Origin of the sequence: Saccharicrinis aurantiacus (genome assembly GCF_947489045.1) — a bacterium.
GTDB lineage: Bacteria > Bacteroidota > Bacteroidia > Bacteroidales > Marinilabiliaceae > Saccharicrinis > Saccharicrinis aurantiacus.
Genome location: NZ_CANLCN010000021.1, coordinates 50,702 through 77,411 on the forward strand (window position 1 = coordinate 50,702; position 26,710 = coordinate 77,411).

Genomic DNA, 26,710 nt, shown 5'->3' on the forward strand with positions numbered 1-26,710 from the left:
TTATTTTTCAATCGTTAATCTTTTAATAAATAGATGGAAATTTTTGTGGATTAGCCTCCCCCATTATCTCATAAATAGCCTCGTAAACATCCTCTGCACTAGGATTTGAGAAGTAATCACCATCGGTACCAAAAGCAGGTCTATGATCCTTAGCAGTTACTGTTTTAGGAGCTGCATCTAAATATCTAAACGCGCCATGATTTTCAACAACTTGCTGCATCATATAACCCGTAGCGCCACCAGGTACATCCTCATCAAAAAATACAATTCTATTGGTCTTTTTAATAGATTCTAAGATAATTTTATGAATATCAAATGGCAATAAGGTTTGTACATCAATTAACTCAACAGATATGCCCGATTCTTTAAGCTGATCTACTGCCTCTTGTGCAATACGAACACACGAACCATAGGTAACTAAAGTAACATCGCTTCCCTCACTTAGAATTTCAGGTACGCCCAATGGAACATTAAACTCACCAATATTATTTGGTTTTGGTTCTCTAATTCTATATCCATTTAAGGGTTCAATTACCAAAGCAGGGTCATCAGATTTAACCAGTGTATTGTACATACCTGCTGCTCTGGTCATATCGCGAGGCACACAAACATAAACACCTCTTATGGAATTAATAACCATACTTAATGGTGAACCCGAATGCCAAATACCTTCTAAACGATGCCCACGTGTACGAACAATCATAGGTGCCTTCTGTCCTCCTTTTGTACGATAACGGAGTGTTGCTAAATCGTCACTCATGGTTTGCAAACCATAAAGTAGATAATCGAAATATTGAATTTCTGCTATTGGACGAAGCCCCCTTAAGGCCATACCAATACCTGTTCCGATTATGGTTGTTTCTCGTATTCCTTCATCCCAAATTCGATATTTACCATGTTTTTTCTGCATGCCTTCGAGCGATTGATTTACCCCTCCAAGAACACCGGTATCTTCACCAAATGTGACTAACTCAGGAACTGATGCAAATAAATGATCAAAATTTTCTCTAAGAATTTCGCGCCCAGGTACCTTTTCAATGTCAGCTTCATAAGTAGCAGGTACAACAGGTACTTTTATTGCTGCAAATTCATCTTCGGCATATAGCCTGTCGTTATACATTTCATAGGCCTTCTCTCTGTAATCAGCAATCCATGCTTGTAATCTATTCTTTAACGAACCATCAGCCATGCATACTAAACACGACTCACGAAGCATTTTACGAGCAGAGGAAAGAATATCCTTTCTATTTAAGGCCAATGAGCTCTTAAGCTCTGCAATAATATTTTTTATATTACTGTTGTTCAACTCAACGCAAGAACAATCGCGGGTATCAATTATTTGTAATAAAGAGTCGCGTTCTGCTTTTAAAGTAGATTTAAATTGTTTCAGAGCATCCTTTTGAGCTTGCTTGGCTTCATTGAAAGCATTCTCTTCTATTTGAGTTAACTCCTCTTCTGTAGCAACTGCTCTATCCAGAATCCACTCTTTCATCTTAACCAAACAATCAAAGTCTTTTTCCCACTCTAATCGTTCTTCTGATTTATAACGCTCGTGTGAACCCGATGTTGAATGACCAATGGGTTGCGTTAATTCATCAACATGAAATAAAACAGGAATATGGTCTTTTCTACAACGTGCAACGCCTTCTTCATATCCTTGGCAAAGACCTGCATAATCCCAACCTTTAAGCTTATAGATGATGATTCCATTTTTATCTTTGGCCCCTTTTTCAAAACCTTTTAAAGCCTCCGAGATACTTGCTTTTACAGTCTGAACTTTTTTAGGCACCGAAATTCCATAACCATCATCCCAAACAGACATTGCAATGGGCAACTGATGCACTGCCATCGCATTCATGGTTTCAAAAAAATGTCCTTCAGAAGTACTGGCATCACCAATTGTTCCGAAAGCTACTTCGTTACCTTTATCACTAAATTGAGTATGATTTTTAAGTGCCGGACTTTTACGGTATAATTTTGAAGCAAAACCAAGGCCAACTAAACGAGGCATTTGTCCGGCTGTTGGTGAAATATCTGATGAAGTACATTTAATATCTGCAATATTCTTCCATGTACCATCACTGTTTATGGTACGTGTTCCAAAATGATTGTTAAAAGAGCGTCCTCCATTATCTGGATTTATGCTCTCGTCTGTTTCGCCATATAAAGATGCGAAAAAAGCAAAGGGAGTTGTCATCCCTGCTGCTAACATAAAGGTTTGATCACGATAATACCCCGAACGCCAATCTCCATTTTTAAATTGTTTGGCCATGGCAATCTGGGCAACTTCTTTGCCATCTCCGAAAATACCAAATTTGGCTTTCCCTCCCAACACTTCTTTACGGCCCAATAGGCTTAAGTGTCGACTCAGGTATCCGATATGATAGTCGTGTAGTACCTCAACCTTAAATTCATCAAAACTAATTCCTGTATTTGATAGCATTCTTTTAGACTTTTAAAATAGACCTAGACTTGAGTCTATAATCCCATTTAATTTACCTACAAAATTAATAAGAATAATTCTAAATAAGCTAACTATTATCATGTACCTTTTCGCTATAGATTGAAACATATATTAAGGTGCTTTGTTTATTAAATAGATAAATAATATGTAGTTTTGCACTCATAAAATATAGCGAAATGTTTATAAAAGTATTATTAGCCAGCATTGTACTAATTGCCATTGTTTTTGTTTTAATGGCTATTGGGATATTAATTAAAAAGAATGGTAAGTTCCCAAACTTGCATATTGGAAGTAATAAGGAAATGCAAAAGAGAGGGATTTCTTGTGCTACAACACAAGATCGCCAAGCTAGAAACAACAAACTGAATATTCAGGTTAAGCCACTTCATTTTGACGAAAGTGGAGAAAGCCATTCGTTAAGTTGTTAATAAATTAGTCTTTAGTTAATAGGTTTTAGCGAACACTGAAATAGACTAATTATCTTATAAACAAAGGGGAGTTAGAAATTTAACGATTTCTAACTCCCCTTTGTTTTTATTATTTTACAATATACTCTTCAAACCCTGAGGTATATTTTACTTGATTATTTCCATCGGCATCAGCGTAAATAAAATAAGCCTCAATACCTGATAGGTTTTCAATCATTTGCATACTTTCTTCCACTCCCATAACCATACATGCGGTTGCATAGGCATCTGCTAACATGCAGTTTGGAGCTATTATTGATGCGCTTAAAAGGCTATGTTGCACAGGATATCCTGTAAAGGGACTTATGGTGTGTGCATACTTTTTTCCATCTTCAATATAAAAGTTACGATAGTTACCTGATGTGGCTAAAGCAACTTCTGATATTGAGATTATATCCTGCAAGGGACGACTTGAAGCCAACTTATCGTCTATTGGCTTATCAATGCCTACCCTCCATTTTACGCCTTTTGTATTTACACCGCCAACGCAAATTTCTCCACCAATTTCTACCATGTAATTATTAACTCCGTGGTCTTTTAATACATTAGCAACCACATCAACCCCGAAGCCCTTGGCTATAGCAGCGGCATCTAATTTTATGGCTGCATCTGTTTTTGATAAGAAATTATCTTTTAAGGTTACTTGATGCATACCAACATGACTTAATAACTCTTGTATTTTTTCGTCGGTAATATTATCACGTTTTTTAAAGCCAAAACCCCATTCATTAACCAATGCACCCACAGTCATGTCAAAAGCCCCATTTGAATGCTTGTAAACATCCTCTCCGGCTAAATACACAACCTTCATGAGGCTATCAATTTCAATACCGCTGGCACTCTTATTGAAGCTACTAATGATAGAGGTATCTTTATAGGTTGATAAGGACCAATCGACGGCATTTAATGCCTCACTGATGGGTTGAAGTAAATCAGTATTCTTAGTAGGCTGATAAATAATATGATAATAGGTCCCAAATATAGTTCCTTCTATCTTTACATATTCTTTTGCTTGCTCTTGGCAAGAAAGGAATAATAAAATGATAGGAACTAATAGTAATTTAATCTTCATTGTATTGCTTTTTAGTCTTGCGCAAAGATAAACTAAAAACAAAAAACCGATACTATTAATATAGTATCGGTTTTTAATCTTGTAATATTTCTTTGTTAGTTACAACCTGCTGCGGCGCGGGCTTCGGCCATTACACGCTTTGCAACATCTTGCATAAATATCTTCGTATCATTTATTGTAGCTGATTTTAAACTATTTGTAGATGCAACAACACATTCAGCATCCTGCAATATTTGATTAATAGCATCTTCACAATCATCATCAGTGCAAGTATACTTTTTATCATTATAAAGATAGTACCCATAGCTATCGTTAGCGCAATAAGTTGCATCTATTGAACAAGTTGTAGGCGTATCAAAACGTTCGCAAACATCTTCACTATCTTTCTCACAAGCTACAAATACAGTGGCAAGTAGCATCATTAAACTAATTGGCAATAAAATAACCTTCTTCATTTTGTCTTTTTTTATGATTATTGAACTCATCAATTTATTATTCTCCTTATAAAATACCTATTTTAATATACTTCATTAAGAATATCTTGAAATTCTTTTAAAGTTTTATTCCCTTTATAAACCCGATCCTCAATAATAAAAGTTGGAGTAGATTTGACTCCCAACTCCTTTAATATTTCCTTATTAGCATGAATATACGCTTTGTTATTATTATTGGTTCTACAACTTGCTATTGCTTCATTTTGTTGAGAAATATACTGCATTAGATCGTCATACTCAATAGTATTAACCAGATTAAAATCATAGATAAGCATCTCATGAAACTTCTCATATTCACCATACCTGTATATACATAAAGCGTCGCTATATACATTTAACTCATTTACTTTTTCAGAAAGTGGCACTAGCTTAAGAACGACTTTAACATCACTTTTGTTGTGTTTATTTCCTACCAATGTTGGTAATGTTTCTTTAAAAAACGAGATACAATGTGAACATTTATAATTACCAAACATGATTATGCTTATTTCGGCAGCATTATTTCCAAACACAATATCATTAGCTTCTTGAGTAATTTTAGTATCAATGCTTAATTTCATCGGGTTTTCACCTTGAAAATAAGTGACAAGCTTTAATACTAACAAGGTCAATACTACAAATGATATGATGTACGAAATAAAATGCGTTTTACTCATATTCATTTTACTCAACCCCAGTTTCAAAATTCACTAGCTTAGGGAAAAATATAAAATTAAGTGCACCTTGCTGAGCTCTTATTGTCTTTTTCATTTTATCCCTATCTTTTTTCTTATCAAACCATGCCTTAGATCGACCTTCGATCATACGCGAAACTAGATATAAAGATGTTCTTCCTTTTGTAGCATCATCCTGCTCAAACCCATTTTCTTTGGCTTGTTTTGCAAGGTTTTTCTTAGACTTACTAGCTAAAACTTCACCTAGAAAAACCCTAATATGATAGGAATAATCTTCTTTAAAACTAGACATCCCAAAAAAGTTGGCATCAAAAGAAGAAGACCTAATTTCAGTAGATGGAACGTACCATTTATTTTTAAAAATAAAGATCTTACTATCTAGCGTACTAAACTGAAGATTATCTAACCCCTTCAATCCAATCATCGGAATATCTTCAACATCCTTAACTGCTTGCACATTTATTAGAGAACCCTTATCTAAATGAAGATTCCCTTTTACTTGCAGAGAATCATAATTAACTTCATAATCCTCCCCAAATATTACTCGACCATCCATGTGTGACGAAAGAATTCCTGTTACTTGCTTACTCGTAATAAAGGGCTCTTCTCCTTCATCCAAATATTCGTGAAAGTCATCGAAATCAGTAAACAGTTGCTGAATATCCATTCCTTTAAGATCCAACTTATATTGAGCAACAGAATATGTTTCACTCCCAACCTCATATTTAGCAGAAGCAACCATATCTCCGCCAAAAGCTCTTACTTTAAATCCATCTGCCACATAATAATCTGGTTCTACTAATACTTTCGAACTCATATCTTCGAATATAGCTTTGCCATATTTAAAGCTATTGACCCCAACCTTACCTTGGAATTTATAAGTCCATAGCTCCTCTTCTTCAGACTTACTTGATTCATTGTTATCAGAAGAATCTTCTTCAGGCATAAATGCAGTTAAGAATGCATAATCAAGATCACCTGCGTTATAATTCCCTTTTACAAAGATGGTATCTGCATTATTTAAGAAATAAGCGTTATACAAATTTGCGATACTTGCAGAATCAACTGCAAAATCAATAGAATTATAAGTACCCGAAGTTTTGTTAAGGCTTAATAGATCATCATTATATTCAACTTGAGTTGTTAAATTATCAATTCCTGCTAAACTATCTAAAGTATGAACAGTTAAACTCTCCGTTTTAACAGATAAGCGACTATCGCGCAATAGCAAATCAACACTTTGATCAACAATAGAATCTATATTAAATTTACCCGCGGAAATAAATGAAGCTACAACCTGCCCTTCCAGTTCAGTAACAAGGGTATCCGGAATCATGGGTTTAATTTCATTTAAATTTAAATCAGTATAGGCTTTCAACCAATACTCACCAGAATTTATACTCGCTAAATAACCTGAACCCCCAAAATTACTAGAATTATTTAGCTCTAGTCTAAATGTATCTATATTAAAGGTCATGTTATCCACATCGTAAATGCTTCCTCTATATTTAGTACCCAATACACCATCAGTTATATCAACATTATATTCTGGAACTTTTACTTTTAGTTCTGATAATTTAATATCACGGTTAATATATTTAAGCTTACCAGAAAGATTTTTGATTTCTGGAACCGAGTCCATCTTGATACTAATATTATTTGCATTTAATCTTAATACTGATCTTTCAATAGCATACTCAATATAATCATCGGTAATTGAATCGGGCAATACCCCTGATGTTTGCAACGAAGCATATACTTTACCATTCATTTTTTGCACCATATTATCCGGCACATATGCTATCCAATCATTTAAATTAACATTGGCTCCTAATTTCAGATTATAAAAAATCTCATCAAGATTCTTAATATCACCACTAGCTGTAAATTTGTTGTTCATTGTATTTGCCTCAAAATTGGCAATATATATTTGTGTGGTGCTGTTGGATGCCAATAAACCATTGGTATAAGAGCCTTTTAGAGCTAAGTGATCAATAACTGGTAAAGTATCGTACTCTAAAGTAAGATTTTCAATTGCATAGCTAGCATCTATACGCGGCAATAAAGTGTCACTTAACAAACCCTTTACAGTTCCGCTTAAAGCAACTCCACCATCTAACCGATGTATCTTGTATTCTTTTATTAATTTTTGTGGTAATAAATTGATTAGATGCTTTAAGCTACTAATTTCTCCTGCATATTTTAGGTCGAGATAAGGCCACTTACCATTAATAACTTGGCCACTAAACGTGGCACTGGTATGTGGAGCATTCACCTTTAATTCATTCACCTGTATTGAATCGTTGATAGCAGATAAATCGAAACTAATTACGCTCGAACTTAAATCTTCAAGACGATAAGTATCGTAATTTGCATTATTAAGTCTAGCGCTTCCATCTATGGCAGCCATATAGCCCGATGGAGTAACTTCTCCTCTTACATTTACTTCTGGAAGATTAATAATTGATGATAAGTGCAAACCTGCATCAGAATATTTTAAGGTGATATCCTCTAAAATTAAATCTTCAAGCTCAAATATTCCTTGAAGTTTACTAGTATCAGGCTCTTCCACTTTTGAGGAATCATAGGCCATTGCTTCAAAAATAAAATCAAGGTTTGATACCCCTGCACTATCAATTGTGTAGTTGGCGGTAGCCCCATTTACTTCCACTTTCTTTACAAAAACATTACCGTCAATTAACTGCATAATATCCAACGAAGCATATAGCTTGTTCACCGACAAAATAGTATCGTTAGGACGATTCTGAAGACTATCTAAAAGTAGAATATTATTAAACTCTATTGTTGCCAAAGGAAACTTCCGGATCAAAGTTAAATTAACCTCACCAACAGTAAGGGGTACATTAAACGAGCTTGCACTTCGCTCAAGTACTTTAGCAACCACTGCATCTTTAAATACATTGGCTAAAATAACTAGGGTGAGAATAAATCCTATTATTATAAAGAGTAGATTTCTTATGAGCTTTTTTGTGGACATAGGGTATTTTTTGAGTATCAGATAAGCAGTAACGAATAAACCAAATTCAAACTACTTATGCTGCGAATTTAAATATTTCTATTCTAATTTAAATTAATAAACTAAGAAATAATATCTTCGAGTTTAGCTCTACTGATGGCATCTTCAATATTTGAGGCTCGCAGTTTACGCATAATGTTTTGTCGATGAGACTCGATAGTTCGTATACTCACTCCAAAATTTTCTGAAATTACTTTATTACTATTTCCACTTGCAATTTCTGTCAATATCTGCACTTCGCGTTTCGACAAATGATATCTTACCTCTTCCTCCTTAACCTTCGAAGACGAACTTAAACTAGTCAGGTTTTGAATAATTACATGACTGATATCTCCCGAGTAGTAAAAATCGCCACTGCTTACCTTTCGTATTGCTTTTAAAAAGACTTTATTGGGTTCATCCTTTAAAATATAACCATGGGCACCCATTTTTATTGCTTTAAGCACGTATTCCTTTTTATCGTATAAAGAAAGTAGCAAAACTTTAATATCCTGATGTGCAGCCAAAATGTTTTTAGCCGCTTCAATACCTGATAGATTTGGCATTGATATATCCATCAAAACAATATTAGGTTTTAACAAGTTGGCCTTTTCAATAGCCTCAACACCATCTTCAGCTTCACCTATCACCTCAATATCGGTTTCCTTCTCAAGCAACTGACGAACACCATTTCTGAATATTTCATGATCGTCAACTATTAATATATTATTTTTCATTTCTTAAAATATTGTCATTTTATACTGCCATCATTACAATGGAATTTGAAGCCTTAATACAGTTCCCTTATCAGGTGCAGTATCAATCTCTAAATTGGCATCCATTAACTTCGCCCTTTCTTTCATGTTTGATAAGCCATGAGAATTTATACCTAAAGGCGTATCGTAGGTACTTTGTTTATTAAATACAAAACCTTTTCCGTTATCGGTCACCTCTAATGTTATAAACTCCACATCCTCTTCTAAATGAATACTAATCACATCTGCATCAGCGTGTTTTAGTACATTATTAACTGATTCTTGCAAAATACGATAAATGCCTAATTCAACATTTTTGAGCAGTTTAGTTTCGCTCAAAAATATATTGGATTCAACGGTAATATTATGATTTTGCTCAATCTTTCCAATAAAGTCTTGTATGGCAGGAACTAGACCAAAATCTTCGAGCACACTTGGTAATAACTCAGCAATTATTCTGCGTGTTTCTGTAATTACAGATGATATTAAAGTATGAATTTCGTTTACGTTTGACGAATCACATGCGCCTTGCTCATGAATCATTTCAATGCGCATTTTTAACGATGTTAACATTTGTCCGATACCATCATGTATTTCTGCTGCAACACGCTTTCGCTCTTTCTCTTGTCCGGCTACCATAGATGACGACAGCACTTTTTGCATTTCTTCCTGACGCTTCATTTTTTCTTCCATCAGAATTTGAAGCTTCTGAGCTGTTTTTTTACGCTCACTAATATTAGCACCAATCATCAAATATTGATAAATTTCTTTTGAACGGTTAACAATGGGCATCAAAGTAACATCGAGCCAAAAACCAGAATCGTCAGAAGCATGGTCAAAAACTTCTCCTTGCCAAATTTCGCGATTATCGGCATCATTAATATGCTCGTAAATAATACTTCGTTGAGTAGAATTTTTATTATAAAACAAGGGCTTACCTGTTAATTCGGCAAGCGAGTATTTGGTTAAATGACAGTACTTATCATTTGCATAAATAATTTTACCCTTGGCATCTGTTTTAACCAGAAAGGTTGCTTTTTCAAGTGCGTAATTTATATCGTTAATTTCTCTATGATTACTAATGAGCACTTCGTTGGCTCGCTTTAACTTTTTGGCTAAACCTGAGGCCTCATCCTTGGATTTTATCAATTCGTTAAAGGTAACTTTGATACGCCTTGATAAGGGCACAAAAATAAATAAGGCTTCGAGAAATAATACAAATAAAACAATAGCCAACAAGGTATATTCAATGGTTTTTAGAACTGCTATATTTTTGCGCGAATTACGGTCATAATCAAAAACAATCATCTCCATACCCAGAAGATATGATTTCTCGTATTTCATAAAACGATCGAGATAAATTGTAAGCAATTCTTTATTAATGGGGCCTTTTACATCCATCACCATTTGTAAATTATAACCTAATTCAAGCATCGATTTAAAGGGGGAATCAATGATATTAAAAAGCTCTTCGGTGTCTTCGTTTCTATTGACAGGCAAGTCTAAAAAATCATTTCCATATCGCAGACTTTCGTGGGTTCGTTTGAGTTGACTTAAAGTAGTTTTAAAATCTTTTACGGCCGATTTATTTTCTCTATCACTCTCAACCACCAAAGCCAACTTCACAAGAGTTTGACTGTTTGTTCTGAGACGCGCCGCATAATTCACAAGATGCGAGTCATCTATTTGTCTGCTTAAATGGCGTTGCACCAATACCTGAGAAACGATACTTAGTACTGCAATAAAAAACAAGGCAATAAGATAAGAGTAACGGTAATATTTTAAGGTATGCTGACTGCGACTTAAAACGTGTTTTTTATCTGACTGAAATTGAAACATACGTAAGTGATTATTAAGTCCTCAAAACTACTAAAATTTAACAATAAACACATCACCCCCTTCATTCAGTATAATAAAAGGCTATTTTAAATACATTTACAATTCAAACCTCCTGTTAACACTCAGATATTAAATAATTAATTACTTTTGAAAAATACTTACGTAGACCAATAAATATGAGCACATCTGTTAGTATTAAAAACATTTCTGATAAGAGTAGAATTACCAGTCTGATTAACGAAAAACCCCTTAAAATACTGAACCCCAAAACCCACACAAAGGCATGCCATATTGTAAGCTCCAATTATGGAGGAGGAATGGTACAAGGAGATGTTGTGGAGTTAGATATCAACTGTGAAGCAAACACAAAAACTTTATTTAGCACACAAGCTAATTCGAGAATATACAAATCGGATAATGGAGATAGTTGTACGCTTACCCAAAATATAAAACTTGATACTGAAAGCTTATTCGTACAGTTAAACGACCCGCTAATATTACAGAAAGATAGTAGTCTAAACCAACAAAGCATCTTTAATTTAAACAATGGCGCAGCGCTAATTTATTGCGATTGGATAGGTGGCGGAAGGATTCATATGGGCGAAATATGGGATTTTAAAGCCTTTTCATCATCCACTGAAATATATCTAGGTACAAAACCTGTTGTGCTAGATCGCTTTGAAATACAACCTGACAAACAGCAGTGTACTTCGCCAGCCTTATTTCATCACCACACTTCTTTTATAAACCTCTTTATTGTTGGCAAAAAACAAGATATACGAATCGAAGTAATTGAACAGATGATATCTGCTACTATTGATAAGCTTAGAACTAAAAAACAGGAACAAAAACCTAAGTTATTGATTAGTGGAGAACGAATTAATGATGATGTTTTTATTATGCGAGCTTCGGCCCAGGAACTGACCACACTAAAGGATATAATGGAAGAGTTGGGGGTTTGTTTTAAGCACGAGAGTCTTCTTGAATATAATCCTTACGAAAGGAAGTTTTAGCATAAAAAAAGGTGCCAATAATTAGCACCTTATTCTATTTTCTTTTGTCTTACTAGAGTGTTAGTCTTCTAAGGCATGCTTACGCGCATGTAAAACATGATCAATAATCACATCTAAATTATGACCATCAGAAGCACGGGCAAAAACAAATGGTCCATCCTGACGCATTTTTTTGGTATCCCTGTCCATCACCTCTAAACTAGCATTTACTAGGTGGGCGATATCTATTTTATTGATGACCAATAAATCGGCTTGAGTAATTCCTGGTCCACCTTTACGTGGAATTTTATCGCCACCTGAAACATCAATTACATAAATAGAAAAATCGACCAATTCGCGACTAAAGTGTGCAGCCAAATTATCGCCACCACTTTCTACAAATAAAATTTCAGTATCTGCATGTCTAGTCATCAGTTCTTCTAAGGCCGCAATATTTTGCGATACATCTTCACGAATGGCTGCATGTGGACAACCTCCTGTCTCTACACCAATAATTTTATCAGCAGGTAGCGCTCCTTTTTTTGTTAAAAATTCGGCATCTTCCTGCGTAAATATATCGTTGGTAACCACCGCAATATTCATTTTATCCTTAAGCGCATTACACAACTGTAATAACAAGGCTGTTTTGCCCGTTCCTACAGGACCACCGATCCCAACCGTAAAGGCTCTTTTTTTATAATCACGTTCCTGAAGTACCAATTCGCGATTCTGGTAAAATCCAGGATTCTCCCATGAATCATTATGAAATTGCATATGTGCGGTAGCTCCTTTATAGTAATACATATTTTTAGTTTTGAAATAGTTTTGTGTATAATGAATTGTGTGAAAGTTGCATCATTTCCAACAGATAGGCACTTTTATAGGCCTGTGAATAATCTGCAATTTCTTTATTTTGTAGCGTACTATTTAAATGTTCCAATAGTTCATTTTGAATCTGATGCGCTTTTACAGGCCCTACGGTTCCCAAACGAATGAGAGCACTAATTTGATCGCGCACAGCCATAAAAACATACAGCTGACAGCAATCGCTGAACGATAAATTCAATTGCTTGGCCATAAAACCAAATACAAGCGGAAAATCCTGATCTATTTTTTCAGGAGCCATTAAAGAAGCATTGAGTTCGCGCAACAAGCGCAGCCAGTTATTACCCAAAATTAAACCCGCTTTTTTAATCAGAGGATTTAATAAGGATGCATTGTAATGTTCGGATACCTGAAGCAATTGCTGTACACCATCAGCCTCAAAGGCCGATTTTACGTACGGTATTTCATAATGCAATACTTGCACGGTGTAATCCTTTAGGTATAGCTGCAATTCTTTTACACTTGCAATTAAACCCGACTTAACGGCATACTCTAAGCCATTGGAATAGGCATAGCCACCCACAGGCAAGGCCGAGTCGGCCAAATGAAATAGTGTTAAAAGAGAAGCGTGCATTCTGGTAGCTTAAAATAAATTGTATAGTTGAGCCAAAGGTACTTTATTGGCCGGATCGCAGGTTAAATGTTCCCCATCGGCAATTACCTTATAGGTTTCTGGATCCACAGTTATCTGTGGCAAGGTATCGTTTAATTTCATATCTAATTTTGAAATATTACGACAGTTTTTTACCACCAAAGGTGTTTTACTTAAGCCATAATTTTTCACCTCATCTAAAGAGTCTTTAGAAATTAATACGCATGAGGTATTTCCTACTTCCTTACCTAAAGCGCCAAACATTTCGCGTGAAAATGAGGGCTGCGGCGTTGGTATTGATGCATTGGGATCGCCCATCTGCGCCTGCACAATAACGCCTCCTTTAACTATAATCTCAGGTTTGGCACCAAAAAAAGCAGGCTTCCACAATACTAAATCGGCCAATTTTCCGGCTTCTATTGATCCTACTTCATGAGAAAATCCGTGGGCTATGGCCGGATTAATGGTGTATTTTGCAATGTATCTTTTTACTCTAAAATTATCAGCATACTCATCCTCATCCAAGAAACCTCTTTGCTCTTTCATTTTAGATGCTGTTTGCCAAGTGCGGCAAATCACTTCTCCTACTCTACCCATGGCCTGAGAATCGGAAGCAATTACAGATAAAGCGCCCATATCGTGCAGAATATCTTCGGCAGCAATGGTTTCTTCGCGGATTCTACTTTCGGCAAAGGCCACATCTTCAGGAATATTTTTATCCAAATGATGACAAACCATTAACATATCTAAATGCTCGTGGATAGTATTATTGGTAAAAGGTCGTGTTGGATTGGTGGATGAAGGAATCACATTTTTATCGCCACATAAACTAATAATATCTGGCGCATGCCCACCTCCGGCACCCTCGGTATGATAGGTATGAATGGTTCTGTTTTTAAAAGCAGCTCGCGACGATTCTACAAAACCGCTTTCGTTAAGTGTATCGGTATGGATACAAACTTGAACATCGTAATCATCAGCTACGGATAAACAATTATCTATAGCAGCGGGAGTTGAACCCCAATCCTCGTGCAGCTTTAATCCGCACACACCGGCTTTTATTTGTTCTATAATAGCCTCGGGATGTGAAGTATTTCCTTTTCCTAAAAACCCGAAATTCATGGGAATATGATCCGTTGCCTTAAGCATACTTTTAATATGAAAAGCGCCCGGCGTACAAGTTGTAGCATTGGTACCTGTTGCTGGTCCTGTTCCGCCACCTAAAAAAGTAGTAACTCCTGAAGCCAAAGCCTCGTTGGCCTGTTGCGGACAGATATAATGAATGTGCGTATCGATACCGCCGGCTGTAACAATATGACCCTCGCCAGCGATTACCTCTGTTGAAGCACCTACAATCATTTGCGGATCAACATTTGGCATTACGTGCGGATTACCCGCTTTACCAATGGCATGAATGCGTCCATTTTTTAGTCCAATATCGGCTTTATATATACCCGAATAATCAATCACCAAAGCATTGGTAATTACCGTATCTAAAGCATCTTTTCGGGTTATACCCGATGCCTGCCCCATTCCGTCGCGCAAAACTTTACCTCCGCCAAACTTACACTCATCACCATAACTGGTAAAATCTTTTTCAACCTCAATAACTAAATTGGTATCTCCCAAAGTCAATTTATCCCCTGTGGTAATACCATACATATCAGCATAAGCTTTTCTATCTATTGTGCGCGACATAGGTTTTATATTTATTGTAAAGTTGTGCTTATATTATATTTTTTACTCTCTCAGAAATGGTATCGTGAGAAACTGAATCTATTGCTCCATCAACCACATTATTTCCTCCGTATATTTCTTTGGTACCGGCCACTTCAACCAATTCTACCATTTTTTTCTCACCTGGCTCAAAACGAATAGCGGTACCTGCCGGAATATTTAGTCGGAAACCTAAGGTTTGTAATCTATCAAACTTTAAAGCTGCATTTGTATCAATAAAATTATAATGAGAACCCACCTGAATTGGTCTATCACCAACATTACAAACTTCAATAGTGATTAACTTTCTATCCTCATTTAGAATGATAGGCATATCGGAAACCATAATATTACCAGGCTGAGCATTTACAATATTATCAACTTGCAGTTTAGCATCAGCTTTAGTAAGTCCGGAACCATACAAGGCCCAATTATTATTGAGTTGAGTATCGCAAATTGGCTGATGTACCGTAACTAATTTTGTTCCATCGGGGAAAGTACCCTCTACCTGAACTTCATGAACCAGACTCTCAACACCTTCCATCACATCATCAATACCCAATATTTTTTTACCCCTATCCATTAGCTCAGCCACCGAAGCACCCTCGCGAATAAATTCCAATAGCTGTGTAGAAATTAGTGCAATGGTTTCGGGATAATTTAATAAAATACCACGGGCGTATCTCTTTTGAGCAATAACACCTGCATTGTGCAGCATTATTTTTTCAATGTCTTTTGGGGATAAATGCATGAATTATCGTTTACTGGATTTTATAAGCTTAAGTTACTTTTTAAAAGATCTTGATCGATAGAAAACGCTCCACCTTCTTGAATAACCTTTCCGCGGTCTAAAATATAAAAATAGTCTGAGATACGCTTCGCAAAATCAAATTTCTGCTCCACCAAAAGCACTGATATCTCTTTTTCTTTTGATAATTTTTGGAGGACACTCCCAATTTCATAGGTTATGGATGGCTGAATACCCTCCGTTGGCTCATCAAGTAGTAAAATATCGGGGTCTCCACACAAAGCTCTACCAATGGCCAATTGTTGCTGCTGCCCGCCACTCAAGTTCCCTCCTGGTCGGTTTCTAAAATCCTTCAGAATGGGAAACATGGCATAAATTTCCTCCTCCGGCACTTTGGCCTTTTTATCAGGGTTGGCTTCCAAACCAATTTGAAGATTCTCGTAAACAGTTAATTTAGGGATAATCTCACGACCTTGAGGCACAAAGCCAATACCCATACGACTTCTTTTATAGGTGGGCAATTTTGAAATATCTTGCCCCTTATATATTATTGATCCACCTTTATTTTTAAGTAAACCCATTATGGTACGCATCGTTGTGGTTTTACCCACGCCATTGCGGCCCATAATAGTGGTAATTTTTCCTTTTTCAACAGATATATCGGTTCCCCACAGCACCTGACTTTCGCCATAGGCTGCCTCTAAACCTTCAACCTTCATATGTATACTCCTTGCCATAAAATCAATTTAATCTGTATTACTATGCAACCTTTGCTTCCTGCGCCGAATCAGGACTTCCCAAATAACAATCAATTACATCTTTGTTATTTTTAATCTCATCAAAAGTACCTTCGGTCAACATTTCGCCTCGCACCAGTACATTTACCTTATCAATGGCAATTTGCTCTACAAATTTCATATCGTGCTCAATAACAATAACACTATGTGTTTTGCTAGCCTCCACTAATAACTCGCCAGTTTTCTCGGCTTCAATATCCGACATTCCGGCTGCGGGCTCATCAATCAACATCAAATCCGCATCCTGCAACATCACTATGGCAATTTCTAACCATTGCTTTTTACCATGCGAAAGACTGCCTGCCAAAGATTGTAAATCATCTATAAGACCAACCATTTTAGCAACCTCATATATTTTATCGTTATGATGACTCTTTAACTTATAGAAGTAGGTAGAAAACACATTTTTGTGCGTTTTAATACCCAACAATAAATTATCGAAAACAGATAAGCCCGAAAAAATAGATGGCTTTTGAAACTTACGTCCCACACCCATTTTAGCAATATCTACCTCTGCCATCCCCATCAACTCTTGTCCTTTAAAAAGAACAGATCCTTTTTGGGCTTTTGTTTTTCCACAAATAATATCCATAAAGGTAGATTTACCAGCACCATTGGGCCCAATAATTACCCTAAGTTCATTTTCTTTTACTGAAAAACGTTCAAGATTCAGAGCTGTTACACCACCAAACGAAACAAAAAGATTATTAACTACTAGCATAATATTGTTTTTTAGATGTTTTAAGAATTTGACTTTACTGGGTAAAACTTCTGCTTTAATTGATCAAATAAGCCTACAATTCCCTTATCGAGATAAAGAACCGTTACAATAAAGAGACCACCCAGAACATATAACCAGGCACCTGGCATAAGAGAAGTAAATATGCTATACATTAAATTGACCAACAGGGCACCAATTACAGCACCTTTAACACTCCCTCGCCCACCGAGAGCAACCCATACAACCATTTCGATGGAGGCCTGAACGCTCATTCTACCGGGTGTGATAATTCCTGTTTGAGGTAAATATAAAATACCTCCTATGGCGGCTATAACAGCTGCAATTACAAAAATTACAATATTATAATTGGTTACTTTATAAGCTGTAAAACGCATTCTACTTTCGCTATCACGGATGGCTACTAAAGACTTTCCGAATTTTGATTTTACCAGGTTTTTAGCATACACAAAAACCAAACACAATACGCTAAAGCTGATGATGTACAAAGCCAACTTGGTATTACTACTGCGCAAATCGAAACCAAGAATCGTTTTAAAATCAGTTAATCCATTGGTACCACCTAACATGGTTTCGTTACGAGAAAAAACCAAGAACATAGCCAAAGCTAATGCTTGAGTGATAATGGCAAAGTATACCCCTTTGATGCGACTTCGGAATACAAAGAAACCAAAAACAGCAGCAAAAGCGGCTGGCACAAATAAAGCCAAGGCCATTGCAGCCGGAAAGGACTCAAAAGGCTGCCAAAACAAAGGCAATTCACTCACTTGATTCCAAGTCATAAAAGCAGGCAATGTTGTTCCGGCCGGAAGATTACTTAAAGTTAAGTACATACCCATTCCGTAAGCTCCGAAACAGAAGAATAAGGCTTGAGTCATACTCAATATGCCAGTATACCCCCAAATTAAATCAACACCAATAGCTGCTATGGCAAAACAAAAATAGCGTCCCCACAGCGTTATTGTATTTATATCTACCAATCCAACTACATAAGCCAATGGCAGTAAAATCATAAAAACAACGAAGAACAGTATATAGTATTTATTATCTTTTATCATGATATCTCTTTTTAATATTCAGAACCTTTTTAATTAATCATCATCACTATGTCTTCCCTTATCGGGAAACAGTCCTTTAGGTTTAAACTGAAGGAAAATAATGATGATGCCGAGCATAACTACCTTACCATATACGGCTTGAAAGAAGAATTCGAATATCTTAGACAGCACTCCAATGCCCATTGCAGAAACAATGGTTCCGACGAGTTTACCAACCCCTCCGGTTACAACCACCAAAAAGGAATCTACAATAAACGTTTGTCCCATATCAGGCACCACATTACCTATTAAAGTCATGGCACAACCAGCAACACCAGCTAAGCCCGACCCCAACATGAACGTAAGTGAATCTATTTGTTTTGTATTGATTCCCACACATGAACTCATGTTTCTATTTTGAGTTACCGATCGGATTTTTAAACCTAAACGCGATTTATTGAAAACCAAATAAGTTATCACCACCATAAAAGCGGTTAATCCAATTATAAACAACCTATTATAAGGAAGCATTAAGCCTTCAATTACTTCTATACCACCATTTAAAAACGAAGGTGCCTTAACTGCAGTTACATCACCAAATATGGTTCTACACAACTGAATCAACATTAAACTTACACCCCAAGTAGCCAATAAACTTTCCAAGGGTCTTCCGTAAAGATGTTTTATTATAAGTCGCTCAATTAACAAACCCATAAGGCCCGATGTAATAAAAGCAAAAGGAATGGACATAATGTAGAAGAAATCGAACCAGACTGGAGGAAAGGCTGCTATAAAAATTTGCTGCATACAGAAGGTAGTGTAAGCACCAATCATTACAAACTCGCCATGGCTCATATTTATTACACCCCCTAAACCATATATAATGGATAAGCCGAGTGCAACCAGTAACAATATACTACCTAAGCTAATGCCACTAAACAAGTTTTGTATAAAGTTTACAAAAACCTCTTTTCTATGAATATATCTAATGATAGAATTAGCCTTTTCTGCCCTTCCTGCATCTTCTGCATTAAGCTCAGCATAATCTTTTAAAGCATTTACAAAGATACCCGAGCGGGACTTTGCCATTTGCAATAAAGCTTCATCTTGATCTCTCAAATCGTCGCTGCGCAGCATAATTCCCATCAAAGCAGATTGAGCACTGAGGCGCACTTTTTCATCTAACTCCTCCTTTATAAAAGCATTTACGATGGGGGCATCGCTCAACATTCCTTTGGAAATTAATAGCTGATATCCCATGATGCGCACTTCGGGTTTGGCACTAATTAAATTACAATATTTACTTAGTGACGAAAATGCCAAGCGTTGCTTGCGCGATAATTTTACTTCTTGAATTCTATCTTTAGAAAAACCAGTTGAGGTAGTAGAGAATACAGGAACGTAATCATCATTACCTTTATATTTTGTAAGTGCTATGGTTTGGTTTTTATAGAGTCGTTTTTCTAATATAGCTGCAGCAAAGCGAATATCGCCTATTGATTTACGTTCACATATTTGATGTGCTGCCTCATCAAAACTTACTTTATCCTTCTGCAAAATAATTTGAATGCAACTATCTTGCTCCATCGAAAATATTGGCTTAACAAAGGCCAACATAACCATAAGAAGGAGTAATATTTTTTTTAGCATAGCTTATTTATTTGATGTGTAATGGCTTGATACAGCTTACTCGTTTTTAGACTTCATTCACTTACAAAACCTAGATATGAGCATGCCTTTTAATGAAGTGGGGATTTATTAAAGATTTTTGGTTTAAGAAGCTACTTTGACTATTACCAGAAATCAAAGTAGCTTCTCCCTTATGTTACCTATTTAATTTTGCGCAATATCTTGTTTTGCATATTGGCTAAAAGGCTCTGGATTAATTAATCCTTCCGTTTCAGAGATGATATCAAACTGACCATCAGCTCTAATCTCACCAATTAATACAGGCTTCGCCAAGTGATGATTAGCAGCATCCATTTTTACTAAGCCTCCTGGCGATTGATACTCTAATCCTGATAAAGCTTCAATCACTTTCTCAACATCTGTAGTTCCGGCTTTTTCAACCGCTTTTTTATACAAATAAACCGCAGTATAGGTCCAGTGAATAGGATCATCAGTTACTCTATCAATTCCTCCCGGTAAACCTTTAGACTCGCAATACTTTTTAAATTTCTCAACAAACTTAAAGTTCTCTGGTGTTTTAATCGACTCGTAATAATTCCAAGCAGCTAAGTGACCTGTTAAAAACTCGGTATCCATTGCTCTTAATTCATCCTCAGCAACAGAGAACGCCATAATAGGACAAGTTGATGCTGATAAACCTTGGTTGGCAAATTCTTTATAAAATGGCACATTACTATCACCATTAATTGTACTTAACACACAAGCATCACCCTCAGCAGCAAACTTTTTAATTTTAGAAACAATAGTTTGATAATCTTGGTGGTGGAACGGTGTATATTCTTCAATAATATTAGCAGCAGGAACGCCCATTGCCAATAAGTAATTTTTTAAAATTAAGTTGGCTGTACGCGGAAATACATAATCAGTTCCTAATAAATAAAACTTCTTGTAGTCACCACCATCTTCACTCATTAAGTACTCAGCAGCAGGAATCAATTGCTGATTTGGCGTTGCTCCTGTATAAATAATGTTTGGCGATTGCTCTTGACCTTCGTACTGAACTTGGTAAAACAATAAACCTTTGTACTCTTCGTAAACAGGCAATACCGACTTACGTGATACTGAAGTCCAACAACCAAAAGTAACATCTACTTTATCTTTGGCTAACAACTCTTTTGCTTTCTCTGCAAACATATCCCAATCCGATGCCGGATCAACTATTACAGGCTCTATTTGCTTTCCTAAAATACCACCATCAGCATTAATTTCGTCGATGGCCATCATGGCAACATCCTTTAACGATACTTCTGAAATAGCCATTGTACCACTTAAGGAATGTAATATTCCCATTTTAATCACATCATCACTCGATTCACTTTTTTTAGAAGATGAACCGCCCGCACAACTAGTAAATAATAATGCGCCCATAGTAGCCATACCTAGTACAGCAGAAATTGTTTTCTTTGATAATAATTTCATAATGATATATTTTTAAAGTGAGGGTTTATCTAAAAGATGAATATTTGAACTTGCAACCAAAACTGACCATAAGTTTCCGACTTATCTGAACCATCAACTAAGTAATCGCTTTTTGTAGTTGTATAAGAAGCACGTAAGTTGGTATTATAACTATTGAACCAGTAGTTTACACCTGCGCCCAATACTGTGTTTGAGTTATATTTATCAAAAGACTCTGTATCTAATACTTGCTTGTCTTCTGAAGCATATGCCTGACGCTCGTAACGTACGTAAGGTTGTAGTTTTGTTTTCTTAAAGTAATATCCTGCCTCAAGTAATTGGGTATTTTGCGTAGGTATCATACCAGAAAAGCTATATTTAGCTTCAGGATCGTTACCGCCTGTGATATGCGAAAAGGCACCATTAACCGTAAAAGAACCCGCATCGCCCGCTGGCATATCAGCAAATACATCTGCACCAATTGCACTATAGGTACCTTGGGTATCGAACCCAGCACCAATAGATAAAGTTTTACCCTCACCAAGGTTAGTTCCGTTATAGTAGAAGTTTTTATCGGCATCAAATATATTATATACCAAACGACCAACCGTACGTAAAGGAGATGAATCTTCACCTTCGAACTGAGTACGACCTGCGAAGAAACCCAAACGATATTCTAATTTATCGTTTAATACTATACCTCTAAAGTTTACCCCTAAATCTCTACCATAATAATTTTGCAGAGGATCAGATTGAAACATATTATGCGGATACTGGTAGTAAGTAAAATCGTTGGCTAATAAACCAGCAGCACCCTGTAAGCCATTGCGGTTATGTGCAACCAATTGTTGTCCGGCTATAACGCTAAAGGCAGGGTTAAACACGTACTCAAACTGACAATCGAGAATAGTAGGCATGGAAGGAATATTTTTGTCTTGCCCCTGAACGCCAGACAAAGAACCCAATGGAATTTCTGTTTCCATAAAAAAGTTTGCCTTTTCGGTTAACTGAGCCCCTAGCATAATTCTACTACGTAATATTTGGAAACCATTATTCCAATCACTACCATTTTCAACAGCAGAAGATCCACTAAAAGGATTGTAACCCTTTTGTTGAGAACTGGCAAACATGTGAATAATACCACCAACCGAAACAGATGGTTTAAAAGCCTCCTCTGACACCTTAGCCTCCTCTACTCCAGCAGGAGCAGCACTCTTAAGTAGACTTTGATCTTGATTGAATTTCACTTTTGGTTCCTCTTCGGCCCGTAAGCATAGGCTAGCACTTAAAAGCGCTGCCGTTAAAAATAAGCTTGATGTTTTCATAATATATGTTTGTGGTTTATTTACTCATTACTTACGTATACAAAACTACGTACTTAATTTAAACCACCAAACAAATATTCAAGAATTATTAAAACAACCCCCTTTTTTAACATTACTTAATATTAAAATATGCATTTACAACAACACAACCCCCTGTGAAGTGAAGCGTACAAACAAAAAAAAGCAGACGTTAATAGTTTAACACCTGCTTAAAATAGTGTTAATGTATTTTACTCTGCCTTTCTTGTCTTTCTGTATAAAAAATAGGCTCCAATTGCCACTACAACTCCAACAGGAATTAAAATAGTTGCCAAATTATGTTGTACTAAGTACATCAACGATTCTTCGTGATGGTGCCCCGGGTGGGCAAAACAACTTATAGTTGATGCCAATAAAGCAATCAGACTTAACAAATACTTTTTCATTTTCATAACACGATGTTTTTTTATTTAAAAAGGCAAAAATAATAAGATCTAATAAAAGCACAATTAAATACGTAAGTATATTATAACTGCAAATTACGCATAGTTAATAGAAGCAGTAATAACCAGTGTTATTTAAAGAATAGTTTACACTGTGAGGTAACACAAACGAACCTAGCCAATACAGTAGATATTAAGCCATAACTAGGCATTGCCTATAATTACCTTATAAAACGAAAAAGCCAGCTAGAATGGCTTCTAGCTGGCTTATATATTATATGATCTGTTTCAAATTAAGAACCAAAATCATCAAATGCAATCATTTCATCAGGTACCCCTAAATCATAAAGCATTTTATTAACTGCATCATTCATCATTGGAGGTCCACAAAGATAATATTCAATATCCTCTGGCTCCTCGTGCTTACTTAGATACTCATCGTTAATAACCTGGTGAATAAAGCCTGTTGAACCTTCCCAGTTATCTTCTGGTTGAGGATCACTTAAAGCTATTTTAAACTTAAAGTTCGGGAATTTCTTCTCGATAGCTTCAAATTGATCTTGGTAGAAAATCTCTTTCTTAGAACGAGCACCATACCAGAATGTAGCCTTACGGCCAGTTTCTAATGTGTGGAATAAGTGGAAGATGTGTGAACGCATTGGCGCCATACCAGCACCACCACCAATAAACATCATCTCACGTTCAGTTTCTTTAATAAAGAACTCTCCGTAAGGACCTGAAACAACTACTTTATCGCCTGGCTTACGCGAGAAGATATATGAAGAACAAACACCTGGGTTTACTTTCATAAATCCGCCATTTACTCTATCAAAAGGAGGTGTTGCAATACGAATGTTCAACATTACAATGTTACCCTCTGCAGGGTGGTTAGCCATAGAGTAAGCACGGAATGTTTCCTCTGGGTTTACCATTTGTAAGTCGAAAATACCATACTGCTCGTACTCAGCTTTGTATTCCTCACCGATGATCATATCCTTAAAATCAACTGTGATTTTAGGTACATCAATTTGGATATATCCACCCGATTTAAAGTCTAATGTTTCGCCATCAGGCAATTTAACAACAAACTCCTTAATGTAAGTAGCAACGTTATCGTTTGATACAACAGTACACTCCCACTTCTTGATACCAAGAATTTCTTGTGGGATTTCCATTTTCATATCTTCTTTTACTTTTACCTGACAAGATAAACGCCAGTTGTTGGCTTGCTCTTTACGAGAAAAATATCCTGTTTCAGTTGGCAAAATAGAACCTGCTCCTTCAGTAACCTGACAGCGACACATAGCACATGTACCACCACCACCACAAGCGGATGGTAAGAAGATTTTATTGTCACCTAATGCAGATAATAATGTTTGACCTGGAGATACCTCTAAGGCTTGCTCCCCACCATTAATATCGATAGTTACGGTTCCTGCTGGTGTTAACTTTTGTTTTACATACGAAAGTATAGACACTAACAGAAGAATAACCAGTAAGAAAACTACCACACTGGTAGTAATTACTGTACCCTGACTAGCTAATAATATCATATTCATTTTTATATTTCTTTAGTTTGCAGGTTATAACTTAATTCCCATAAAACTCATGAATGCAATACCCATTAGTCCGGTTACGATAAACGTAATACCCAAACCTCTTAATGGAGCTGGTACATCAGAGTACTTTAATTTTTCGCGAATTGCAGCAATACCCACAATTGCCAATAACCAACCGATACCTGAACCTAAACCGAAGGCTGTAGCTTCTGATAATGTTTCGTATTGACGCTCTTGCATAAATAAAGATCCACCTAAGATTGCACAGTTTACAGCAATAAGAGGTAAGAATATACCTAACTGACTATATAATGCGGGAGCAAATTTCTCAACTATCATTTCAACCAGCTGCACCATGGATGCAATAATGGCAATAAACATGATAAAGCTTAAGAAGCTAAGATCTACGCTTGCAAATCCTTCACCTAACCAAGATAAAGCACCTTCTGAAAGTACATACTTATCTAAAAGCCAATCTACAGGAACTGTAATAAGTAGTACGAAAACTACGGCTAAACCAAGTCCAAAAGATGTTTTTACAGTTTTTGATACTGCCAAGTATGAACACATACCTAGGAAGTAAGCAAATACCATATTATCAATAAAGATGGACTTGATGAATGTATTTAAAATATCCATTTAAATCTGTTTTTCTGGTTTACAATTAATTTGATTCAATCAAATCGTTATTACGTGAACGCTGAACCCAGATAATGATACCAACAGTAATTAGGGCCATTGGAGGCAAAATCATAAAACCATTGTTAACATATCCTAATTCGTAAAACGCTTCAGGAATAATCTGTAAAGTTCCTAATCCAGGTAGTGTTAAAGTACCTGAGCCTAATAACTCACGGAAGAAAGCTACAATAATTAAAATTACACCGTAACCAGCTGCATTACCCACACCATCTAAAACCGATTGCCAAGGTTTGTTACCTAAAGCAAAAGCCTCTAAACGACCCATGATAATACAGTTTGTAATAATAAGACCTACAAATACCGATAACTGCTTACTTACTTCGTAAGCGAAAGCTTTTAGTATTTGGTCAACTAAAATTACAAGAGCAGCAACAACTACCAACTGAACGATAATACGAATTCGAGATGGAATAGTGTTACGTAAAAGAGAAATCAAAAGGTTGGCAAATACCAACACAAACATTACCGAAATAGACATTACAATAGCTGGCTCTAATTTAGCCGTTACTGCCAAAGCCGAACAAATACCTAAAACCTGAATTGTAATCGGGTTTTGAGCATTTAATGGATTTGTTATAAGTTTTCGGTTTTTAGCGGAAAACAAAGGTTCCTTATCGCTCATAATATAACCGTTTTATTTTTTTAAATACTTTTCGTACCCTCTCAGGCATTCATCTAACATATCAGAAACACCATTACTTGTAATAGTACCACCTGATATTGCATCTACTGCATGAGGATTACCTTCAGAATTAGTTCCCTTAAGTACTTTAATTGAAGTAAAGCTACCCGATTTATCAAAGATCGTTTTGCCCTTAAAAGGTGTTTGAAAAAACTCTTTAGAGATTTCAGCACCTAAACCTGGCGTTTCTCCTTTGTGATCAAATACAGCTCCGTAAACAGTATTTCCATCGCTATCTAAAGAAATATATCCCCAAACTGGTCCCCAAAGACCAACACCGCGTAATGGAATAATCATTTTTTCACCATCAGTAGTTTTACACACATAAAGTGGGTAGTTTCTATCTTTTGGTTCTTTACGTACCTCTTTGCTTAAGTCTACAGTAAAAGCATCTACGCCATTTACCTCTTCGCCACTCATATTAATTACTTTAGTAGCAACAATACTTTTGGCATATAAGTCTTCTGCTGTTTTTGCATCACTCTCGATTCCTACTGATTTTAGGATATCGATTTTTTTGGCAACTTCAACGTTCTTGTTCTGCATTGGCTTTAGTGTCTCCGACACAAACGCTAATACTGCGGCAACAACAATTACCATAATCGATGCATACAGAAATGTATATGTATTTCCTTGTTTATTCATC

At 36.1% G+C, this 26,710-nt stretch carries 24 protein-coding genes; 2 read left to right on the forward strand and 22 right to left on the reverse strand.

From position 1 onward, the window contains the following. Window positions 1–22: 22 nt before the first annotated feature. Window positions 23–2,443 carry an alpha-ketoacid dehydrogenase subunit alpha/beta gene (locus QMO11_RS18665; protein ID WP_282039152.1) on the reverse strand — a complete coding sequence of 807 codons (2,421 nt, stop codon included), beginning with the start codon at window positions 2,441–2,443 and terminating at the stop codon, window positions 23–25. A 197-nt stretch (window positions 2,444–2,640) separates the two neighbouring features. On the opposite strand from QMO11_RS18665, the gene QMO11_RS18670 reads away from it, so the two are divergent. Continuing rightward, the gene (locus tag QMO11_RS18670) at window positions 2,641–2,892 is read left to right on the forward strand and encodes a hypothetical protein (protein ID WP_075601931.1); all 252 of its coding nucleotides are present in this window, start codon (window positions 2,641–2,643) and stop codon (window positions 2,890–2,892) included. A 109-nt stretch (window positions 2,893–3,001) separates the two neighbouring features. Here QMO11_RS18670 and QMO11_RS18675 read toward each other — a convergent pair whose 3' ends face one another. The 6 genes from QMO11_RS18675 to QMO11_RS18700 form a co-directional block, all read right to left on the reverse strand. Then, the gene (locus QMO11_RS18675; protein WP_282039154.1) at window positions 3,002–4,003 is read right to left on the reverse strand and encodes an FAD:protein FMN transferase; all 1,002 of its coding nucleotides are present in this window, start codon (window positions 4,001–4,003) and stop codon (window positions 3,002–3,004) included. A 95-nt stretch (window positions 4,004–4,098) separates the two neighbouring features. Then, the gene (locus tag QMO11_RS18680; protein ID WP_282039155.1) at window positions 4,099–4,458 is read right to left on the reverse strand and encodes a hypothetical protein; all 360 of its coding nucleotides are present in this window, start codon (window positions 4,456–4,458) and stop codon (window positions 4,099–4,101) included. Between the two features lie 62 nt (window positions 4,459–4,520). Further along, on the reverse strand, window positions 4,521–5,153 hold the full coding sequence (locus QMO11_RS18685) for a thioredoxin domain-containing protein (RefSeq protein WP_282039156.1): 633 nt from the start codon (window positions 5,151–5,153) through the stop codon (window positions 4,521–4,523). A 7-nt stretch (window positions 5,154–5,160) separates the two neighbouring features. Beyond that, window positions 5,161–8,169, reverse strand: a complete 3,009-nt coding sequence (locus QMO11_RS18690; RefSeq protein WP_282039157.1) for an AsmA family protein — start codon at window positions 8,167–8,169, stop codon at window positions 5,161–5,163. Window positions 8,170–8,270: 101 nt separating this feature from the next. Then, window positions 8,271–8,924 (reverse strand): response regulator transcription factor, encoded by a 654-nt coding sequence (locus QMO11_RS18695; protein WP_282039158.1) that lies wholly within the window; start codon window positions 8,922–8,924, stop codon window positions 8,271–8,273. 33 nt (window positions 8,925–8,957) lie between these two features. Beyond that, window positions 8,958–10,781: a sensor histidine kinase gene (locus QMO11_RS18700; protein ID WP_282039159.1), complete on the reverse strand. Its 1,824-nt coding sequence runs from the start codon at window positions 10,779–10,781 to the stop codon at window positions 8,958–8,960. A gap of 176 nt (window positions 10,782–10,957) precedes the next feature. Between QMO11_RS18700 and QMO11_RS18705 the strand changes: the two genes are divergently transcribed. Next, window positions 10,958–11,794 carry an urease accessory protein UreD gene (locus QMO11_RS18705; RefSeq protein WP_282039160.1) on the forward strand — a complete coding sequence of 279 codons (837 nt, stop codon included), beginning with the start codon at window positions 10,958–10,960 and terminating at the stop codon, window positions 11,792–11,794. Between the two features lie 60 nt (window positions 11,795–11,854). Here the strand turns inward: QMO11_RS18705 and ureG are convergent, their stop codons facing one another. The 15 genes from ureG to nqrC form a co-directional block, all read right to left on the reverse strand. Beyond that, window positions 11,855–12,577 (reverse strand): urease accessory protein UreG, encoded by a 723-nt coding sequence (gene ureG / locus QMO11_RS18710; RefSeq protein WP_282039161.1) that lies wholly within the window; start codon window positions 12,575–12,577, stop codon window positions 11,855–11,857. A gap of 4 nt (window positions 12,578–12,581) precedes the next feature. Beyond that, the gene (locus QMO11_RS18715) at window positions 12,582–13,232 is read right to left on the reverse strand and encodes an urease accessory protein UreF (protein WP_282039162.1); all 651 of its coding nucleotides are present in this window, start codon (window positions 13,230–13,232) and stop codon (window positions 12,582–12,584) included. Between the two features lie 9 nt (window positions 13,233–13,241). Then, on the reverse strand, window positions 13,242–14,948 hold the full coding sequence (gene ureC / locus QMO11_RS18720) for an urease subunit alpha (RefSeq protein WP_282039163.1): 1,707 nt from the start codon (window positions 14,946–14,948) through the stop codon (window positions 13,242–13,244). Window positions 14,949–14,976: 28 nt separating this feature from the next. After that, window positions 14,977–15,717, reverse strand: coding sequence for an urease subunit gamma (gene ureA / locus QMO11_RS18725; RefSeq protein WP_282039164.1), 741 nt, complete (start codon window positions 15,715–15,717; stop codon window positions 14,977–14,979). A gap of 20 nt (window positions 15,718–15,737) precedes the next feature. Continuing rightward, window positions 15,738–16,451 carry an urea ABC transporter ATP-binding subunit UrtE gene (urtE, locus tag QMO11_RS18730; protein ID WP_282039165.1) on the reverse strand — a complete coding sequence of 238 codons (714 nt, stop codon included), beginning with the start codon at window positions 16,449–16,451 and terminating at the stop codon, window positions 15,738–15,740. 22 nt (window positions 16,452–16,473) lie between these two features. Continuing rightward, window positions 16,474–17,232, reverse strand: a complete 759-nt coding sequence (gene urtD, locus QMO11_RS18735; RefSeq protein ID WP_075601918.1) for an urea ABC transporter ATP-binding protein UrtD — start codon at window positions 17,230–17,232, stop codon at window positions 16,474–16,476. Between the two features lie 20 nt (window positions 17,233–17,252). After that, a complete protein-coding gene (gene urtC, locus QMO11_RS18740; protein ID WP_282039167.1) occupies window positions 17,253–18,308 on the reverse strand; it encodes an urea ABC transporter permease subunit UrtC in 1,056 nt (351 codons plus the stop codon). A gap of 33 nt (window positions 18,309–18,341) precedes the next feature. Next, window positions 18,342–19,937 carry an urea ABC transporter permease subunit UrtB gene (gene urtB, locus QMO11_RS18745; RefSeq protein WP_282039169.1) on the reverse strand — a complete coding sequence of 532 codons (1,596 nt, stop codon included), beginning with the start codon at window positions 19,935–19,937 and terminating at the stop codon, window positions 18,342–18,344. Window positions 19,938–20,120: 183 nt separating this feature from the next. Beyond that, window positions 20,121–21,395 (reverse strand): urea ABC transporter substrate-binding protein, encoded by a 1,275-nt coding sequence (gene urtA / locus QMO11_RS18750; RefSeq protein WP_075601916.1) that lies wholly within the window; start codon window positions 21,393–21,395, stop codon window positions 20,121–20,123. Window positions 21,396–21,424: 29 nt separating this feature from the next. Further along, a complete protein-coding gene (locus tag QMO11_RS18755) occupies window positions 21,425–22,699 on the reverse strand; it encodes a hypothetical protein (RefSeq protein ID WP_282039170.1) in 1,275 nt (424 codons plus the stop codon). Window positions 22,700–22,929: 230 nt separating this feature from the next. Next, window positions 22,930–23,130, reverse strand: a complete 201-nt coding sequence (locus QMO11_RS18760) for a hypothetical protein (protein WP_282039171.1) — start codon at window positions 23,128–23,130, stop codon at window positions 22,930–22,932. Between the two features lie 284 nt (window positions 23,131–23,414). After that, window positions 23,415–24,680 carry an NADH:ubiquinone reductase (Na(+)-transporting) subunit F gene (gene nqrF, locus QMO11_RS18765; RefSeq protein ID WP_075601913.1) on the reverse strand — a complete coding sequence of 422 codons (1,266 nt, stop codon included), beginning with the start codon at window positions 24,678–24,680 and terminating at the stop codon, window positions 23,415–23,417. Between the two features lie 24 nt (window positions 24,681–24,704). Further along, window positions 24,705–25,319 (reverse strand): NADH:ubiquinone reductase (Na(+)-transporting) subunit E, encoded by a 615-nt coding sequence (gene nqrE / locus QMO11_RS18770; protein ID WP_075601912.1) that lies wholly within the window; start codon window positions 25,317–25,319, stop codon window positions 24,705–24,707. A 25-nt stretch (window positions 25,320–25,344) separates the two neighbouring features. After that, window positions 25,345–26,004, reverse strand: coding sequence for an NADH:ubiquinone reductase (Na(+)-transporting) subunit D (locus QMO11_RS18775; RefSeq protein WP_282039174.1), 660 nt, complete (start codon window positions 26,002–26,004; stop codon window positions 25,345–25,347). Between the two features lie 12 nt (window positions 26,005–26,016). Further along, entirely contained in the window at window positions 26,017–26,709 is a 693-nt protein-coding gene (nqrC, locus tag QMO11_RS18780) for an NADH:ubiquinone reductase (Na(+)-transporting) subunit C (protein ID WP_075601910.1), read from the reverse strand. Window position 26,710: the final 1 nt, after the last annotated feature.